Raw genomic sequence first — 19,246 nt, 5'->3', positions numbered from 1 at the left:
TGCTTCTATGTAGTAAAAAAGATTTACCATGATAAAAATATTAGTTTTGTAATAAATTATGGTTTACAATCTAAGAATTGCCGATTTACCTTTAAGTGAACGTCCTAGAGAAAGATTAATGGAGTTAGGAGCTAAAAATTTAAGCTCTGCGGAGTTAATTGCTATATTATTAGCTACAGGACAAGGAAAAGGCAAATTATCGGCAGTTGGCTTGGCACAATATATCCTGAATCAACTTAGTCAAAATAAACAAGATCCTCTTGATGTATTGCGAGAAATTTCACCTTTGGAATTAATGAAAATTCAAGGAATTGGACCAGCTAAGGCTACAACAATCCTTGCAGGTATAGAATTAGGTAAACGTACTTTCCAATTTCGCCCTTCTATTAAAGCTATTATAGATAGTCCAAATGCCGCGGCATCTGCCTTTAGTCACGATTTAATGTGGCAAAATCAAGAACGTTTTGCAGTATTATTATTAGATACGAAAAATGCCTTAATTAGTACTCAAGTTATTACTATCGGCATTGCTACAGAAACATTGATTCATCCCCGTGAACTATTTCGTGAGGCAATACGTAAATCAGCTACCAATGTCATTATCGCCCATAATCATCCTTCTGGCAATCTTGAACCTTCCATACAAGATTTAACATTAACAGAACAGTTACTACAAAGTGCAAAAATCATTGGTATTCCTATATTAGATCATTTAATTATCGGTAATGGTGACTATCGCAGTATTCGTCAAAATTGTACTCTTTGGGATCAATATCCGCAAGAATAATTGACAATTAACAAGGGACAATTGACAATAAAATTATCTTTATTTCCTAATTTTTTGATGATTGACAAACTTAGAAATCTTTTTACTTCTGCTTTAATTCAAGCCTTTGGCGATGAACTTTCAAGTATAGATCCTTTAGTAGTACCCGCTAGTAATCCTAAATTTGGCGACTATCAATGCAACGTTGCTTTATCTTTAGCAAAAACCTTACAACAACCTCCAAGATTGATCGCTCAGACTATAATCAATAATGTTAAATTAGATAATTTTTGTGAACCTTTAGAAATTGCAGGACCTGGATTTATTAATATAAAAATTAAACCTGAATATATTGCTAAAAAAATAAAATTAGCTTATCAAGATGATTATTTAGGAATAACAAAAAGTGATGAATCTTATAATATTATAGTTGATTTTTCCAGTCCAAATATTGCGAAAGAAATGCACGTTGGACATTTAAGATCTACTATTATTGGTGATAGTATTGCTCGAATATTAGAATTAAGAGGTTATAATGTTTTAAGACTAAATCATGTGGGGGATTGGGGTACTCAATTTGGGATGTTAATTAACTATTTAAGAACAGAAAAACCAGAAGTTTTAACTACTGCAAATGCTGTTGAAATAGGTGATTTAGTTACTCTTTATAAACAAGCAAAAATAAAATTTGATCAAGATTTAGATTTTCAAGAACAAGCACGTCAAGAAGTAGTAAAATTACAGAGTAAAGATCCTGAAAGTATCAAAGCATGGCAATTATTATGTGAGCAATCTCGTCGAGAATTTGAAATTATTTATCAACTATTAGACATAAAATTAACTGAAAGAGGAGAATCTTTTTATAATCCTTTTTTACAAGATATTATTACTGATTTAGAAGATGCTAATATTTTAACAGAAGATCAAGGGGCAAAATGTGTTTTTCTCGATGGTTTTGTCAATAAAGAAGGTAATCCATTACCCTTAATTGTACAAAAATCTGATGGTGGATATAATTATGCAACTACCGACTTAGCCGCTTTAAAATATCGTATCAATGAAGATAAAGCACGTCGAATAATTTATGTAACTGATGCAGGGCAATCTAATCATTTTGCTCAAGTTTTTCAAGTAGCAAAAAAAGCTAATTTTATCCCTGAAAATGTAGAATTAGTTCATGTACCTTTTGGTTTAGTTTTAGCAGAAGATGGCAAAAAAATCAAGACAAGATCTGGTGAAACTATTCGCTTAAAAGACTTATTAGATGAAGCTGTCAATCGAGCCAAATTAGACTTACAAAAACGTTTGCAAACTGAAGAAAGAAATGAAACGGAAGACTTTATTAATCAAGTAAGTAAAATTGTGGGTTTAAGTGCTGTAAAATATGCAGATTTAAGCCAAAATCGTACCACTGATTATAAATTTAGTTATGATAAAATGTTATCTTTACAAGGTAATACTGCACCTTATCTTTTATATGTTTATGTTAGAGTGCAAGGTATTAGCAGAAAAGGTAATATTGATTTAAATAATCTCAATTCTGAAACTCCTATTATTTTTACACAAGACAGTGAATTAGTATTAGCAAAACATCTTTTACAATTAGATTTTATTATCAAAGAAGTAGAAAAAGATTTATTACCTAATCGTCTTTGTTTATATTTATTTGAATTAAGTCAAAAATTTAACCAATTTTATGATCAATGTCCTATTTTACAAGCGGAAGAAAAAATTAAATTATCTCGTTTAGTTTTAGCTGATTTAACGGCAAAAGTTATTAAATTAGGTTTATCTTTATTAGGAATTTCAGTGTTAGAAAGAATGTAAATAATTAATTAACTGGTAAGGGTGAATACCATTCACCCAAAAATAAATAATAGTAATGCTATTTTTTTATTGATAAATATAAGTCATAAATTAGCTATTTTCCGTTGGTATTCTTCTTTGGTAATAATTCCATTATTGAAAGCCTCTTTTAACTTAATAATTTTGATTTTATTTCGTTCTAATCGTCTTTCTTGTAAAATTGTTTCTCTCATATTAGCTTCTAGTTCATGAACTTTTTCTTCATATTCCATCTGATCTAATATACCTTGAGAAAAAGCATCTTGCAATTTAGCAATTTTTTCTTCGATAACTAAATTAACTTCATAATCATCAATTTTTCTTTCTAAAATAGCTTTTTTTCTGGTAAATTCTGCTTCTGTTAAAATTTCATCAGTAAAAGCAATTTCTAGTTTATTAATTTCTGCTTCTAATTCATTAATGATACGCTTTTCTTCTGTATTTTGAGAAATATTCGTAGAAGTATTGTTATTATTAGGTCTGGAAATATCTTGATTATCCTCATTAGAAATATCTGTATTAACTCGCTTAAAATTAAGTTCATTTTCGAGGTAAGCAATTAACTCATTTTCTAGCAAAAATCCCCATCCAGCAGTAGCAATACCAGTCATAATGGTAAAGCCACTGGTGAAAATACCAGCAAAACTCGCCCCAGCAATATTTTGAATCCATTTTCCCCTTGTAGTTTCGACTATTAATTCTTTATTATTAATCAATTTATCATTAGAGAAATAAATCTGAATTTTAAAGGCTAAATTTGAACCTAATAATGTTCTAATTGTACTCGTTTTTCTAGCTTGAATCAAATAAATACCTTGTTTTTCCGTTCCTTCTACTTCATATTGTTTTCCTTTAAACCATAAAATAGTTGTGCGATAAATTTTTTCTAAATCTTGATTGCTATGACTAATAAAATAAGTTTTTGCCATAATTTTGTACTAAATATTCCAGATAGATTATGATAATAAATAATAAAATTGAATAGCTTAATGATTTAATTATTACCCATTTCTATTTCTATATTTTTTATACCTTTTTTTCATGAATAATTAACTATACTAAAATTCAAAGTAATTTTTTATCTCTATCAAAACTTTTTTCCTAAGTCAATTATAGAAAATTGACAATGGTATCAGAATCTTTTATAGAGAAATCTGATCATTGATTAACACATTGCTATAAGATTGATCCCATATGTTTTGATGATTAATATCAATATAAAAAAGTAAGAATGATAGATTTTTTAGTACATTATATTTGGTTAGTGCCTTTATATGGTTTATTGGGTGCAGTTTTAAGTCTGCCTTGGGCATTAGGTTTTATTCATAAGACAGGGCCACGACCAGCCGCTTATATCAATATCTTTATGACAGTACTATCTTTTATACATGATAGTATTGTTTATGCTCATATTTGGCACAAACCAGCTCAAAATATTATTTTTCCTTGGTTTAGTATTGCTGATTTAGATTTATCTTTTGCTATCGAAATTTCTCCTGTTAGTGTTGGTGCATTGCAGTTAGTGAGTGGTATCAGTCTTCTGGCTCAAATATTTGCGTTAGGTTACATGGAGAAAGATTGGGCGATCGCCAGATTTTTTGGTTTAATGGGATTTTTTGAAGCAGCATTGGGAGGATTAGCATTAAGTAACTCTCTTTTACTAAGCTATGGATTGTTAGAGTTACTAACTCTTTCCACATATTTATTAGTAGGTTTTTGGTATGCACAACCATTAGTTGTTACTGCCGCTAGAGATGCCTTTTTAACAAAACGAGTAGGAGACATTCTTTTATTGATGGGAATTGTCGCACTTTCGAGTGACGGAGCAGGACTAAGTTTCTCAGAACTGCAAAAATGGGCAGAAATTTCTCCTTTACCTACTTTTACAGTAACTTTGATTGGTTTAGCTTTAATTTCTGGACCTATCGGCAAATGTGCTCAATTTCCTTTAAATCTCTGGCTAGATGAAGGTATGGAAGGACCAAATCCTGCTAGTATCATGAGAAACTCTATTGTTGTTTCTGCTGGTGCTTATGTATTAATAAAATTGGAGCCAGTTTTTAACCTTTCCCCTGTCGTCACAAATACTTTAATCGTTATCGGTGGAATTAGTGCTATTGGAGGCTCATTAATTGCCTTGGCACAAATAGACCTCAAGCGTACTCTTTGTCATTCTACCAGTGCTTATTTAGGTTTAGTATTTATCGCTGTGGGTATGGGTCATGTGGATATTGCTTTTTTGATATTATTTACTCATGGGGTGGCAAAAGCTTTATTGTTTATGAGTGCAGGTTCAATAATTTTAACAACCACTAGTCAAAATATCACCGAATTGGGAGGAATTTGGTCAAAAATGCCCGCAACAACATTGGCTTATATGACAGGAAGTGCTGGAATTGTAGGGTTATTACCTCTAGGAATGTTAATGACTTTTAGTCGTTGGTTTAACGGTAACTTAAAAGTTACGTGGTGGTTATTAATTATTTTATTAATCGTTAATTTTGTTAATGCCTTGAATTTCACCAGAGTTTTTCGTTTAGTCTTTCTCGGTAAACCTCAAGCAAAAAGTCGTCGTGCACCAGAAGTACCTTGGCAAATGGCCATACCGATGGTATCTTTAACGATCATTACTTTAGTTGCACCTCTTGTACCTTTAAATTATTCTCAGTGGTTAAATAATATTACTCCTATTATCAATAACGATAGTTTTCCAACCAATTACGGATTATTTTTGATAATAGCTTCTGGCTTAATTGGTTGCTTGATTGGTACTTTTGCTCCTTTAAGAAGAGGATGGAATCGCCCCGTAGAGAAGTCTATTCGTGTTATTCAAGATCTTTTAGCCTACGATTTTTACCTTGATAAAATCTATCAGTTTACAGTAGTAGCTTTTGTGTCTAATTTAGCTAAACTTACCACATGGTGCGATCGCTATGTTATTGATGGAATAGTCAATCTTGTGAGCTTAGTAACCATTTTTAGCGGTAATGCTCTTAAATATAACACTTCTGGACAATCACAATTTTATATCATGACTATTCTTATTGGTGTTAGCTTATTGATGTGGTTAATTTTAAGCGGACAATGGGAAAATATTATCAATTATTGGTCATTATTTTAATAGACTTCTTGTAGAAGTCAGGCAATAGGCAATAGTTATTAAAATTGATAATTTTTCACTTAAAATAGATTTTTAAAAATTTTACACTTGTGTCTAATGCTTACTTGCTGGAGTTAGGAATGAGAAATTAATAAATAAAATTCTCCTAGTCTTCCAGTCTGCTAGTCTTTTTAATCACTATTTATTAATAAAAATGCTGAGTTTATTTATTTGGATTCCTATAGTTTCTGCTATTGTTATTTGTTTTTTACCTAGCTTTAAAAATGCTTTAATTTATAAAAATATTTCTTTAATAATAGCAGTAATCATCTTTAGTCTTAATATTATATTAGGATTAAATTTTAATACTGAAATTACTGATTTACAATTTACTGAAAATTTTGTCTGGTTAAATTGGCTTGGCTTGGGGTATGATTTAGGCATTGATGGTTTATCTTTTCCTCTCCTTTGCCTCAATAGTTTATTAACACTAATTGCCCTTTATATTACTCCCAAAGATATACAGCGCCCTCGTTTTTATTATGGAATGATTTTACTATTAAGTGGAGGTGTTGCGGGCGCATTTTTAGCCCAAAATTTACTTCTCTTTTTCCTTTTCTATGAAATAGAAATTGTGCCGTTATATTTTCTTATTGCTGTATGGGGTGGTGCAAAAAGAGGTTATGCGGCGATGAAATTTTTACTCTATACCGCCTTATCAGGATTTTTAGTCTTAATCTCCTTCCTCGGTTTAGTCTGGTTAAGTGGTGAAACAACTTTCGCATTTGAGCCCTTAAAATCTCATTCATTGACATTAAATAGTCAAATTTTGCTATTAATTCCCCTTTTAATCGGTTTATTTATCAAAATCCCGATATTTCCCTTTCATACTTGGCTACCAGATGCCCACGTAGAAGCTAGTACTCCTGTTTCTGTTTTATTAGCTGGAGTCTTACTAAAACTCGGCACTTATGGATTATTACGTTTTGGTATCGGCTTTTTCCGAGATGCTTGGGTAATTTGTGCACCTTACTTAGCAATTTTAGCGGGAATAAGTGCTTTATATGGTGCTTGTTGTGCCATTGCCCAAAAAGACATGAAAAAAGTAGTCGCTTATTCATCAATTGCACACATGGCTTACATATTGTTAGCCGCCGCCGCAACAACCAGACTAAGCATTAATGCTTCCATCTTACAAATGATTAGTCATGGCTTAATTTCCGCAATGTTATTCATTTTAGTCGGCATAGTGTACAAAAAAACAGGTAGTCGAGATGTTGACTATTTAAAAGGCTTACTCAATCCTGAAAAAGGCTTACCCATAACTGGCAGCTTAATGATTGTAGCAGTTATGGCTAGTTCTGGCATTCCGGGTATGGTGGGTTTCATCTCAGAATTTCTTGTTTTTCGAGGCAGTTTTCCTGTATTTCCTATTCCTACTCTATTATGCTTAATCGGCACTGGATTAACGGCAGTTTACTTTTTATTAATGGTAAATAAAGTATTTTTCGGGCGTTTAACTCCCGAATTAAGTAATTTACCAAAAGTTTTATGGAGTGAAAAAATACCAGCTTTAATTCTTGCTTTTATTATTGTTATTTTTGGTTTACAACCTCATTTAATGACTCGTTGGAGTGAAACTCAAGCCACGGCAATTTTATATGGAAATCAACAGGTAACAATTAATCATTCATAATTAACAATTAACAATTAACAATGATTAAATTCCTTATTCGTAACTCTTAATTACTTTTCATTGATAAGCTGATTCTATTTAACTTTTCATTCACCTCTAAAACTCGCACTTTTACTACCTGCCCAACCTTAACAATTTCGTTAGTATCACTGACAAATTTATCTGCTAATTGAGATATATGTACTAAAGCATCTTGATGTACTCCGATATCAACAAAAGCACCAAAATTAACTACATTAGTGACAATTCCTTCTAACTCCATTCCTACTTTTAAGTCTCGAACTTCTTTGATGTCATCCCTAAATGTTGCATATTGAAACTTTGCACGGGGATCTCTACCTGGTTTCTCTAATTCTTTGATTATATCTTGTAACGTAGGGAGTCCAATATTTTCAGTTATATATTGTTTTAAATTTATATTTTTAATCTTTTCATTGATATTGGTAAGATCAGATAAAGATATTTTTAAATCAGAAAAAATTGTTTTCACAATATCATAACTCTCAGGATGCACTGCTGTATTGTCTAAAGGGTTTTCACTATCACGAATACGTAAGAATCCTGCCGCTAATTCAAAGGTTTTTGCTCCTAATTTTTTTACTTTTAATAATTCTTTTCTATTTTTAAATGTGCCTTTTTCATTACGATAACTAACAATATTATTCGCAATTGTCTGATTAATTCCTGACACAAACATCAACAATTCTTTAGAAGCAGTATTCAAATCCACACCAACATAATTAACACAACTTTCGACGGTTTCTTCTAAGTTTTTCTTCAGCAATTTTTGATCCACATCATGTTGATATTGTCCCACACCAATGGACTTTGGATCAATTTTGACTAACTCTGCTAAAGGATCTTGTAGTCTTCTACCAATACTAATTGCACCTCTGATGGTTATATCTAAATCAGGAAACTCAGAAATAGCTACATCACTAGCAGAATAAATAGATGCACCGGATTCATTTACCATAACTTTAATGGGTTTTTTGTCGAGATTTGCCAAAACTTCCGTAATAAATTCTTCTGTTTCCCTGCCTGCTGTGCCGTTACCGATGGCAATTAACTCAATATTATATTTATGGATGAGCTTTTTTATGTTATCTTTCGCAAAAGCTCTTTTTTCATCACCACTATGGGGAAAAATTGTCTGATATTCTAAAAATTGCCCTGTTTCCGAAAGAATCGCAACTTTGCAACCTGTACGAAATCCGGGATCAATCGCTAAAGTTGATTTCATACCCGCAGGGGGAGACAATAATAATTCTCGTAAATTAGCTTCAAAGATTTTAATAGATTCGACATCCGCCCATGTCTTGATTTCCGAACGTACATCCCTAATTAAAGCAGGTTTGAGCAAACGGTTAAAACTATCTTTAAGCATTTCTCGATAAAATTCTTTTACCCTATTAATTTTTGTGTCAATTATCTTTGACTCTAAGTAATTCAACACTCCAGACTCATCAAAATCAATATCTACCATGAGAATTTTTTCCGCTTCTCCACGAAATAACGCAAGAATATTATGGGGTGCTATTTTAGTAAGTTTACTCTGAAAATTCCGATACATTTCAAACTTGGTGCTGCCTTCAGGATAGTCATTTTTGATGTGAGAAATAAATGATCCATTTTCTGCGATAAAATCTCGTAGATATGCTCTCAATTCAGCTTTTTCAGCTATTTCTTCCGCTAGAATATCCCCAGCACCATTTAAGGCATTTTCAATACTATTTACCTCTTCTGATAAATATTTTTCGGCTTCCTTCTCCATCAATAAAGGTTTTGCTTGAGGATGATTGAGACTTTTAATAAATTCAGCAAGGGGGGTTAAGCCTTTTTCCTTCGCCATAGTCGCCCTTGTGCGCCTTTTTGGCTTATATGGTAAATAAAGATCTTCAAGCTCATTTTTTTGTAAACAAGCAAGAATTTGAGCTTTTAAAGTATCATTGAGAAGATTTTGAGAGGCTATACCATCTAAGATAACTTGTTTTCGAGCTTCTAATTCTTGTAAGTAGATAAAACGATCATTAATATCTCTTAATTCAATTTCATTTAATGAGCCTGTTTTTTCCTTCCGATAACGAGCAATAAAAGGAATTGTAGCACCTTCGACTAATAAATCTAAAGCACCGTTAACATTGTGAATATTGAGAGATAATTCATTAGCGATAACTTGAGGAATATTGAGCATTTTTTAAAATTAATTAATAATATGACTACTCTACCGTTTTGTCTTTTACATTTTTGACAATGCGAGATAACTCTGTTTTCTCATCAATACTAATACGAGTGGGAGAACCGCTAATAATACGTTCGTAGTTACGGAAGGAATCTTTAATATCAGGACCGTCTTTACTGATAGTATATTCTCGAATACCTTTATCATGCCATGATCCCCGCATTTTAAAGACATTAATTGCTCGAGACATTTCGCCTCTAATCTCTACATATTGTAACATTAAAATTGTGTCAGTAATAGTAGAAATATGGGATTCTGTAATAGAATGTCCTCCCATAAACTGATCTGTTGTATTAGTGAAAAAACCAGTAATTTCCTGTTGTTTTGCGTATCCTGTCACACCAATCACAAATTGACGAAAAGCGTTATTAGTAACCCCTCTAGCTAAAGCTGATAAAGAATCAATAGCGATACGACTGGGCTTAAATTCAGCAATTTCAGATTTAATCATTTGTAAATGATCTTCTAAACCAGCAGATTCAGGATAAGAACATAATAACTTTAATAATCCCTTGTCTTCCATTTGTTCAAAATCGATGCCCCAAGAAGAAGCATTACGGGATAGTTGAGCTCGTGATTCTTCATAGGCGAATAAAATTGCCCTTTCTCCTTGTCGGCAACCTTCTTCTAAAAATTTACTGACTAACAAGGTTTTACCCGTACCAGTTGCTCCTGTAGCTAGGATAATCGAATCTTTAAAGAATCCCCCTCCGCACATTTGATCAAGGGTTTTGATGCCTGATGAACTACGAGTGTTAGACGAGCGTTGAGTAAGTTGCATCGCACCAAGGGGAAAAATATTAACGCCATCAGTAGTAATGGTAAAAGGATATTCCCCTTTCATGTGGGTTGTGCCTCTTAACTTTAGGATTTCAATTGTCCTTCTTCTTCTTTCTCCTTCTAACACATTACGCACAATCACGACATTATCTGAGACAAATTCTTCTACTCCAAATCTAGCTACAGGACCGTATTCTTCTAGTCTTTCGGTAGTCATAATAGAAGTTACATTTAGTAGTTTTAATCGAGCTACAAGGCGGAATATTTCTCTTCTTACCACTGGTGCAGCGTCATACTGTTGAAAAACGGCAGTAACAGAATCGATAGATACTAATTTTGCCTGATATTTCTTAACGGCATATTGGATTCTTTCAATTAAAGCGGATAGATCAAAATTACCAACCACTTCCTGTCCTTCAGGATCTGGTGATGCGTCTAAGATAAACAGTTTACCTTCATCAATTAAACTTTGTAAATCCCACCCAAAACTATAGGCATTTTGGATAATGTCATAGGGTGATTCTTCAAAGGTAATCAGTAATCCAGGATAATCAAAATATTTGATGCCATGATATAAAAATTGGATTGCAAAAAGGGTTTTTCCTGTACCTGAAGTACCACTAACTAAAGTTGTTCTACCAATAGGAATACCACCATGACTGATTTCATCAAATCCTTCGATCATGGTACGAATTTTTTTGACTCCTTTTGCTCTTAATTGTTCTTTTTCTATATTATTCATTATTAAAATTAAGTCTAAATTAAATTTTTTAAAAAGTAGTTTTATATGACAAAATAATGTTCCAATTAAATTATTCTCGATCTCTTATTTCTTCATAGAGTAAATCTAAACCGATCAAAACTTTTTCTCGATCAGAAAGATCACCGATAATTTTCCGTACAGGAGGAGGTAAAACTTTAGAAAGAGTTGGAGTTGCTAAAATTTTATCTTCTTCTGCTAATTGAGGATTTTTTAAAACATCAATAACTTTGAGGGCATAAACTCCTTTAAATTCTTCTTCAAGAATATTTTTTAAGGTTTTTAAAGCCCTAACAGAATTAGGTGTATTTCCTGCTACGTATAGCTTAAGGACATAGGTTTTTTTTAAAGGACTCATAAAGTTTTGACAATAATTAGTTATCGAATATGTTGTTTATTTTATTATTATGTTTAATTTAAAATTAATCTACTGGAAATAAAATTTCAAAAGGCAAATCTTCTTTCGGAATAGAGCGACGATACATTTCACAAAGATGGGCAATAAGATCAATTAAAGCTAAACGATAGTCAATCAATATATCTTCATTTCTGCCCTCTAATTTTAGTTGCTGAGCAAATTCATCCATTAATTCCATATGAATTTCTAGGATTTGAGATACAGATAAATCAGCAAAAAAACATTGATTTACGAATTGATCAATAGCTTGATTTACCTCACTTTCTACACTAAAATATTCTAAAATAATGTCTCTATACTCTACTTTTAATTGTTTAATTAATTCATCTTTTTCTGTCTTAGAAAGATAACGATAAAAATAGTTAGGATTTCTGTTATAATAAACCCCTAAATATCCTAATCTTTCCTTTAGTTTTTCCGCTAATCTTTTTTGTTGTAATAATAAAAAATTTTGTTTTTCTTCTATCGGTTTTGATGTTTGATGACTCTGGGAATTTTCAATAATTGAACAACTCGGTGCAAGGTGTAAAAATTGAGCAATAGCTTTATCAATATATTTTGTAATATTGCCTAACTGTCTTAATCTTATTCTCACTTCGGCGGTATGATAAAGATGATTAAGAGAATCAAATTCTTTAGGATTATCTTGATCTATTTTATTTTCTGACTCTGCCACTAGACATTCTCTGGATAGATCAAGATCGTCAGGTTCAAGAATAATAACAGGTAGAATCAAGCCTTGTTCGTAGAATTCGTTAATTATTGGTTCTATGCCTATCTTATTATTAAGAATAATTAAACAATCTAATTTTTCTTTATTATCTATGACGAATTCTTTTAACTCTATCACAGAATTAAGTATATGTAAATGATAACGATCACACACAGATAATTCACCATTACCACTTAATAACTGGGTTAAAGAATGAACTATTTGTGCTACGGGAACAAAAATACAAATGGATAATCGAGAAGACAAGAGATTTTATTAATTAATTGTGCTAAATTATTGACTCAGGTATATGTTAGCTTGAGGAGGAATCAATTAGCAATTATAAACAATTAGGAATTAAAAATTAAGGATTAAGAATTAATATTTAATCAATTTACTTTAGTAGTCGATTATATCGGATGGTAGTTTTAAAATCTTGTAAATACTGACACATCAATATTTTTGAGGAACAAAAAACTGCTCATTGATAGGGGAACGCACATAGTTTAAAGGAGCACTCTTACGAGGGGGCAATTCCAAAGGCTCTGGTGTCATATCTACATAGGGAATTTTACTAAGAAAATGATGAATACAATTAAGCCTAGCTCGTTTTTTATCATCAGCTTCCACTGTGAACCAAGGTGCTTCAGGAATATTTGTATGAGCAAACATAGTGTCTTTGGCTTGAGAATATTCCGCCCAGCGATCACGAGATTCTAAATCCATCGGGCTCAGTTTCCAACGCCTTGCTGGATCTTTAGTGCGAGATTGAAAACGTCGCTCTTGTTCCTCATCGCTAACAGAAAACCAATATTTAAGCAAAATAATACCTGATCTTACTAACATTTGCTCAAATTGTGGACAGGTTTTCATAAACTCTTGATATTGTTCATCAGTACAAAATCCCATGACATGCTCTACACCAGCACGATTGTACCAACTGCGATCAAAACAAACAATTTCACCAGCACCCGGAAGATGAGCGACATAGCGTTGAAAATACCATTGAGTCTTTTCGTGATCGCTCGGTGTTCCTAAAGCTACCACCCGACATCCTCGTGGATTAAGAGGTTCGGTAATGCGTTTAATAGTACCGCCTTTCCCCGCAGCATCACGACCTTCAAATAAAATTACAATTCGGGTATTAGTATGCTTAACCCAATATTGCATTTTCACCAGTTCTATTTGTAGACGAGCCAACTCTTTTTCATAAAAACTTTTAGACAGTTTCGAGCTACCCTCGCCCTCGGAGATATAGTGAAATACTTTTGACTCTGACTTTTGAGACTTCGCTAGTTTCACTTTTTCGCTTTGCTTTTGTGTCTCAATCTTCTTTTTATCTTTCTTTTTCATCCGTTTCTTGGAGATATTTAGTTCTGGGAAAAGATTTTCTGCAATTTTAGATGTGGAGTTATTTTTACTCATAGCATTATTTTTGTAAATATTGAGTACTAAGTATTATTTGTATTTGTGCCTAATCATACAAGTAAAAAATTAATTTTAATGTATTAAATCTAACTAACTAAAGACTCCATAGCAAATTAGCAACTAATAATTAACAAATAAGAATGAAGAAATTTGTTAACTGACTTATTAAGCGGCGGTGGGAAATTTAGGAATAGAGGCAATTAATTTTCGAGTATATTCCCTTTGAGGATTATCGATAATTTGTGTAGCTGTTGACATTTCCTCGATTTCTCCTTTATTCATTACCATTATACGATCACTCATAAATTTGACAACACTTAAATCATGGGAAATAAAAATATAAGTTAAACCAAATTCTGCCTGTAATTCCTTGAGTAAGTTTAATACTTGTGCTTGAATAGAAACATCTAACGCCGATACCGACTCATCACAGATGATTAATTGAGGGTTTAAAGCCAATGCCCTAGCAATACAGACTCTTTGACGTTGCCCTCCAGATAATTCATGGGGATAACGATTAAACCAATTAGGATTTAAGCCGACTCTATCGAGTAAATATCTAACTCTTTCTTGACGTTTTTCCTTGTTACCACCCATACCGTGAATTATCATTGGTTCAATTATTGTATTGCCAATACTGATACGAGGATTAAGAGAATTATAGGGATTCTGAAAGACAATTTGCATTTCTCGCCGTAATTGCCTTAAATGTTTGCTTCTAGGAGATAATTTAGTTAAATCTTGACCTAAAAATTCAATTTTTCCTTCATCGGTGGGAATTAACCGCAAAATAGTACGTGCTAAAGTCGATTTGCCACAGCCTGATTCACCAACTAAGCCTAAAGTTTCCCCCGAAAATACTTGAAAACTAACTTCATTCACTGCCCAAAAATACTCTTTTTGCCAAGGTAATGATCCTTTTTTCGGAAAACCTACCTTCAATTTTTCTACTGTCAAAAGCGGATGATTGAGCTTTATTTCCCTAGGATTTACCGTAAATGAAGGGGGAGTAGTTACTGAATTATCAGCCATAAAATCGGCGACAGTCGGTAAATAAGAGCGGGTTTCATCTAAACGAGGGCGACAAGCTAGTAAACCTTTAGTATAGGCTTGGGTGGGATTAAAGAGAATTTCTCTGGTTTTGCCATATTCAACTATTTTTCCTTGATACATTACCGCTAAACTATCGGCGATATTGGCAACTACTGCTAAGTCATGAGTGATAAAAATTAAAGACATTTGACGACTACGACATAATTCTTTTAATAATTCTAAAATAGTAGCTTGTACTGTTACATCTAATGCGGTAGTAGGTTCGTCAGCAATTAAAATACTTGGTTGACAAGAAATAGCGATCGCAATCATGACTCTTTGTAATTGTCCACCACTCATTTCATGGGGAAAACGTTTTAAAATAGATTGTTTCCGTTGCTTAAGATAGAATTGAATGTCTTTGTCAGAAGGATTTTTGATGGTATTTTGTTGTAAAAATTCGGCGATTAACTCTTCATCGTTAGGTAATAATTTTACTTCTTGCAATAAATTAATTGCTTTTCCTTTAGCTTCTAATTCAGATATGTTTTGATGTAAACGAATAGCTTCAGTAATCTGAAAACCAATATTATAAACAGGATTTAGTGAGCTCATGGGCTCTTGAAATATCATAGCTATCTTACCACCACGATAGTGTCTTTTCGCCTCCTTTGCTAGAGAAACTATATCTATAGGTAAATTATTGGCATTATCTTGAAAATAAATTTTACCATCACTAATTTTCCCTGAAGACGGTAATAAACCCATAATACCAAGAGATGTAACCGATTTTCCTGAACCAGATTCTCCTACAATACCTAAAATTTCACCTTTTTCTAGGGATACATTTATTTTATCAACAGCGATGGTAGCTTGACCTTCATCATTGGTGAAAATTATTTGTAAGTCTTGAATATCAAGAATAGCCATATTGATAAGTAATAAATAATATTTGATAAATAACAATTAAGAAAATAACTATTATAAAGGATTCAATTAAATCTAAATTTGATCAAGTTGACACGAAATTAGATGAAGTCAAAAATAAATTAAACGATATGAGAGTGGATATAGCAACTCTTAAAGAAAAGCTAAATTAAATAAATAAAAGATTAAATGGTACCGAGGGAAATTTTAATAAAAGATTAGTATAGTATTGAAGCAAGGTTAAACATTTTTATCTATGTAATGTTTACAGGTTTATCAGGGATTATCCCTAAACTGGTTTTCATCAAATAATTGAACTTGAAACTGAAGTCAAATAAGAGCCATAACTTGTTTTCAATAATTGTTAATCAATAGAGTTTCTCAAACCACAAGCCCCTGCATAGGCAATGGCGATCGCATCTACGCTATCATTAATAGGCAAATCAGGTAAATCAAAAACCTGTTGCAACATTTGTGCCACTTCATCTTTAGTCGCTCTACCACTACCTAAATGAGCCTTCCAACTAGCTTGATGTAAAAAAATAGGGATTATTTGAGCTTCACGATAACATACTAAATTAACCACTCCTAAAGCCTGTAAAACTTTTCCTGCCGACTTTATTTGACGACTGAAAAAAGGCATTTCTATGGCGACATGATCAGGTTGGAATTCCTGCATTATACTCATAAAATCTTGTTCTAGCTCCACTAATCGTTCTCCCGTGGACATACTTTTATGAGTTTCAATAATACCATAATCAATAATTTCGGGAGTTTTTGTTTCATCCCCTTCTAAAATAGCCCAACCGATGATCGCCAATCCAGGATCAATTCCTAACCATATCATAAAATAATTTTAAAATATTTACTTACTAAACTAAGACGGATTTAAGTTGCATATATTTTGGTTATTAATAAATAAATCAATACTTCCCTTCTCTATTTTCTTTGTTTCATTTACAATCTAAAAACGTTTGGACTTATCAAGGCATCCATTCAAAACCAACACTAACTTGAGAATCTTTTTGCTTAATAGAATTTTGCCAGCCGATTTCTGTGGATAAACGTAAATTTTTAGTTATGGCATAGCCAACATTGATTTGGGTAATACCTACCTCATCATTACTAGAGGGAGAAACAAAACTTTGTGTAAAAAAAATATCCGCTGCACCTTGAGGAGAAAGAGCAAAAGCCATCTTGAAACCTAAATTTACACCCCCAGTATTATAACCATTGGTTTCCATATATTTATATCCAATCATTGGGGCAAAATTAACATAATTTCCCAAAGGGAAAACATAATATTGCACATTTCCTCCTACGGACAATCTTTCATTTTTAGGATTAGAACTATTACTCAAATCACTGTTATAGTTAGCACTAAAAGTTAAAGGAGTATTACCAATAAAAACATCTTCAACCCCTATAAAAAAACCTCCAGAATTATTATTAGAAGGAAATTGACTATAACCAAAACGGTATCTTGTGCGAAAACTAGGCTCATGAACAATTTTGTCGGCAACATCGGGTATTTCTTTGATCCATTGTTGAATAACAGGGCTATTCTCGATAATAGAAGGATCTAAATCAAATTCTTGGCTTTTTTCAGTTATATTAATACTTTCAGCAGTAACTGAAGTTATCACCCAAGGATTAAAGACAGAGAATATAGTAAATAAAAATAGAGGAATTAAATTCACGAATTTGATTTTCAAACAAAATTAGAACATAGATTGTAACTCGTTAAACACATGACCAAACTTTTGAGTTGATTGCTCTAAGGCTTGTAAATTATTGCGAAGATGATTTAATTGTTCCTGAATAGGATGTAATGCTTGTTCTAAAAGATTAATTTCTGCTTGAGTTTTAGTGACATCTTGATAAGATTGTAACCAATATTCTTGTTCTTGATTAAGTTGATTTTGCTGTTGTTCATATTCTTGTTTTTGATTATTGATAGCGTGTTCAACTTGTGCATTACTATGACGTAAAGCATTAATTTCACTATTAATTTTATCTCGTTGTTGTTGTATTAAGTTTTTTTGAGTTTCAATTTCATCTAACACAGGACGAACATTTATTGTATTGGCAAAATCAAGATCAATTATCCCTTTACGACGACTAAAAATCTTTAGATGATCGTTGAGCATTTTTTGTTGTCTTTTTAGGGTTCTTCTTTGACCTACTAATGTCTCATTAAGTAGTTTCATCGCTTCTTGAGCGTCTGCTAATTCTGTTTCTAAATTAAATTTATCGACTTCATTGGCTTGAATAAGTTTTACTTGAATAATTTTTACTTCATCACTTTGTAAAGTTAATTCTTCTTCTTGCAAATTCACAAAATTAACCAATTTAGCGGTTTCTTGCTTAAGATTGTTAACTGTTTCTTCTAAATCTCCTAAAGGCATTGTTTCTAAAGCATTGAAATCGATTTCTATATCGTCATTATCGTCTCCCAAAAAAGAAATTTCTTGATCTAGACGATTAAATCCTTCCAAATAGATATTAAGTTGTTTAAGAGAATCTTCTTTCTGCTGTAATAATATTTGATCGGAGTGTAATCCTGCGATCGCTTTTTGTAAGTTATTTTCTAAAGATTGTAAATTTTGACGGCATTGTTCAATATAGTGTTTTTTACTATCTAATTCTTGTTGTTTTTGCTGTAAAACGACTTTTTGAGACTCTAATTGTTGCCAGTAATTATTCAATAAATCCTGCTGAGTATTAACGCCAGAAAAAGCCTGATGTAAATTTTCAGGATTAAAACTATCACTTCCAATATCCGTCAGTAAATTTTCTAACTTACCTTTAATTTCTCCTTGATTTGCTTGATTTTCATTAAGTCTTTGCTGTTCTAATCTTAATTGTTCCCATGCACCATTGAGCTTGTTTTTCTCTTCTTCTAGGTGAGCTAATTCTTGTTGTTGTTGTTGTAATATTTGTTGTTGCTGATCTAGTTCTGCCTGGCGACGACTAATTTCTTGACCTTGTATCTTCAAAGAAGTTTTCCACTCTTCTATTTCCTCTTCCTGAGATTTAGATTTTTCTAGAGTGCGAGAAAAATGACGTAAATAATTAACAACACGAGGTCCTGCCAATTCTGGATTACCTTGAAGTTGCTTATTATTGTCTAAGTTAACAATGTAAAGAGTGCCTTTTCCTGTTTGATCAACGATGGCATCTGTCGCAATGACTTCTTCTCCAGCTACAGTGTTCCAAGTTTGATCAACTCCTTGAGAAGCTAACAGTTTTAATTCTGTTTTGTAGCCGCCGACAAACCCTCTATTCTGAATTTTTACTTCTGCCAGATATAACACAAATCTTGATCCCTTTATGGTTAATCTTAAAATACTACTTACTCTAATGATAAATGATAATAGTTAAAGATATTATCCTGCCACTAAAATAACCTGAATTCAAGATAAATTTGTTGGCACAGATGAGACTAGGGAACTAGGATACTAGGAGAGAATTGATTTTTGCATTTTCTAGTAATTTCTGTGAGAGAATAAAAAACCATAAAAAAATAAATTAAGATCT

General features: G+C 32.3%; 14 protein-coding genes. 4 read left to right on the top strand and 10 right to left on the bottom strand.

The window, feature by feature from the left end:
- The first annotated feature begins 58 nt into the window (after positions 1-58).
- Both radC and argS read left to right on the top strand, forming a co-directional pair.
- Positions 59-787, top strand: coding sequence for a DNA repair protein RadC (gene radC / locus GM3708_RS01755; RefSeq protein ID WP_066343592.1), 729 nt, complete (start codon positions 59-61; stop codon positions 785-787).
- A 57-nt stretch (positions 788-844) separates the two neighbouring features.
- Positions 845-2,593: an arginine--tRNA ligase gene (gene argS / locus GM3708_RS01750; protein WP_066349301.1), complete on the top strand. Its 1,749-nt coding sequence runs from the start codon at positions 845-847 to the stop codon at positions 2,591-2,593.
- An 83-nt stretch (positions 2,594-2,676) separates the two neighbouring features.
- Here the strand turns inward: argS and GM3708_RS01745 are convergent, their stop codons facing one another.
- The gene (locus tag GM3708_RS01745) at positions 2,677-3,540 is read right to left on the bottom strand and encodes an SHOCT domain-containing protein (RefSeq protein ID WP_066343590.1); all 864 of its coding nucleotides are present in this window, start codon (positions 3,538-3,540) and stop codon (positions 2,677-2,679) included.
- A gap of 302 nt (positions 3,541-3,842) precedes the next feature.
- On the opposite strand from GM3708_RS01745, the gene GM3708_RS01740 reads away from it, so the two are divergent.
- Positions 3,843-5,732 carry an NAD(P)H-quinone oxidoreductase subunit F gene (locus GM3708_RS01740; protein WP_066343588.1) on the top strand — a complete coding sequence of 630 codons (1,890 nt, stop codon included), beginning with the start codon at positions 3,843-3,845 and terminating at the stop codon, positions 5,730-5,732.
- A 193-nt stretch (positions 5,733-5,925) separates the two neighbouring features.
- Positions 5,926-7,407, top strand: a complete 1,482-nt coding sequence (locus tag GM3708_RS01735) for an NADH-quinone oxidoreductase subunit M (protein WP_066343585.1) — start codon at positions 5,926-5,928, stop codon at positions 7,405-7,407.
- 46 nt (positions 7,408-7,453) lie between these two features.
- Here the strand turns inward: GM3708_RS01735 and GM3708_RS01730 are convergent, their stop codons facing one another.
- The 9 genes from GM3708_RS01730 to hmpF all read right to left on the bottom strand — a co-directional run bounded on the left by GM3708_RS01730 (position 7,454) and on the right by hmpF (position 19,023).
- Entirely contained in the window at positions 7,454-9,601 is a 2,148-nt protein-coding gene (locus GM3708_RS01730; protein WP_066343583.1) for a Tex family protein, read from the bottom strand.
- 25 nt (positions 9,602-9,626) lie between these two features.
- On the bottom strand, positions 9,627-11,171 hold the full coding sequence (gene kaiC / locus GM3708_RS01725; RefSeq protein ID WP_066343581.1) for a circadian clock protein KaiC: 1,545 nt from the start codon (positions 11,169-11,171) through the stop codon (positions 9,627-9,629).
- A 70-nt stretch (positions 11,172-11,241) separates the two neighbouring features.
- Positions 11,242-11,547: a circadian clock protein KaiB gene (kaiB, locus tag GM3708_RS01720; RefSeq protein WP_017293901.1), complete on the bottom strand. Its 306-nt coding sequence runs from the start codon at positions 11,545-11,547 to the stop codon at positions 11,242-11,244.
- Between the two features lie 64 nt (positions 11,548-11,611).
- Positions 11,612-12,586 (bottom strand): circadian clock protein KaiA, encoded by a 975-nt coding sequence (locus GM3708_RS01715; RefSeq protein WP_066343578.1) that lies wholly within the window; start codon positions 12,584-12,586, stop codon positions 11,612-11,614.
- Positions 12,587-12,772: 186 nt separating this feature from the next.
- On the bottom strand, positions 12,773-13,672 hold the full coding sequence (gene ppk2, locus GM3708_RS01710; RefSeq protein WP_066349300.1) for a polyphosphate kinase 2: 900 nt from the start codon (positions 13,670-13,672) through the stop codon (positions 12,773-12,775).
- A gap of 240 nt (positions 13,673-13,912) precedes the next feature.
- Positions 13,913-15,715, bottom strand: coding sequence for an ABC transporter ATP-binding protein (locus tag GM3708_RS01705; protein ID WP_066349299.1), 1,803 nt, complete (start codon positions 15,713-15,715; stop codon positions 13,913-13,915).
- A 355-nt stretch (positions 15,716-16,070) separates the two neighbouring features.
- Positions 16,071-16,553 carry a crossover junction endodeoxyribonuclease RuvC gene (locus GM3708_RS01700; protein WP_066343576.1) on the bottom strand — a complete coding sequence of 161 codons (483 nt, stop codon included), beginning with the start codon at positions 16,551-16,553 and terminating at the stop codon, positions 16,071-16,073.
- Between the two features lie 136 nt (positions 16,554-16,689).
- Positions 16,690-17,352 carry a hypothetical protein gene (locus GM3708_RS01695; protein ID WP_066349298.1) on the bottom strand — a complete coding sequence of 221 codons (663 nt, stop codon included), beginning with the start codon at positions 17,350-17,352 and terminating at the stop codon, positions 16,690-16,692.
- 75 nt (positions 17,353-17,427) lie between these two features.
- On the bottom strand, positions 17,428-19,023 hold the full coding sequence (gene hmpF, locus GM3708_RS01690) for a pilus motility taxis protein HmpF (protein ID WP_066343574.1): 1,596 nt from the start codon (positions 19,021-19,023) through the stop codon (positions 17,428-17,430).
- Between the last annotated feature and the right edge of the window lie 223 nt (positions 19,024-19,246).

This window comes from Geminocystis sp. NIES-3708, from assembly GCF_001548095.1.
Lineage (GTDB): Bacteria > Cyanobacteriota > Cyanobacteriia > Cyanobacteriales > Cyanobacteriaceae > Geminocystis.
Note: the sequence above shows the minus strand (reverse complement) of the source record. Positions and strands in the feature narration are given on the sequence as shown.

Excerpts from the sequence above, each read along its gene's own strand:
- kaiB (WP_017293901.1), bottom strand. The coding sequence starts at position 11,547 with ATGAGTCCTTTAAAAAAAACCTATGTCCTTAAGCTATACGTAGCAGGA.
- GM3708_RS01735 (WP_066343585.1), top strand. The coding sequence starts at position 5,926 with ATGCTGAGTTTATTTATTTGGATTCCTATAGTTTCTGCTATTGTTATT.
- argS (WP_066349301.1), top strand. The coding sequence starts at position 845 with ATGATTGACAAACTTAGAAATCTTTTTACTTCTGCTTTAATTCAAGCC.
- kaiC (WP_066343581.1), bottom strand. The coding sequence starts at position 11,171 with ATGAATAATATAGAAAAAGAACAATTAAGAGCAAAAGGAGTCAAAAAA.
- ppk2 (WP_066349300.1), bottom strand. The coding sequence starts at position 13,672 with ATGAAAAAGAAAGATAAAAAGAAGATTGAGACACAAAAGCAAAGCGAA.
- GM3708_RS01700 (WP_066343576.1), bottom strand. The coding sequence starts at position 16,553 with ATGATATGGTTAGGAATTGATCCTGGATTGGCGATCATCGGTTGGGCT.
- GM3708_RS01745 (WP_066343590.1), bottom strand. The coding sequence starts at position 3,540 with ATGGCAAAAACTTATTTTATTAGTCATAGCAATCAAGATTTAGAAAAA.
- radC (WP_066343592.1), top strand. The coding sequence starts at position 59 with ATGGTTTACAATCTAAGAATTGCCGATTTACCTTTAAGTGAACGTCCT.
- GM3708_RS01740 (WP_066343588.1), top strand. The coding sequence starts at position 3,843 with ATGATAGATTTTTTAGTACATTATATTTGGTTAGTGCCTTTATATGGT.
- GM3708_RS01730 (WP_066343583.1), bottom strand. The coding sequence starts at position 9,601 with ATGCTCAATATTCCTCAAGTTATCGCTAATGAATTATCTCTCAATATT.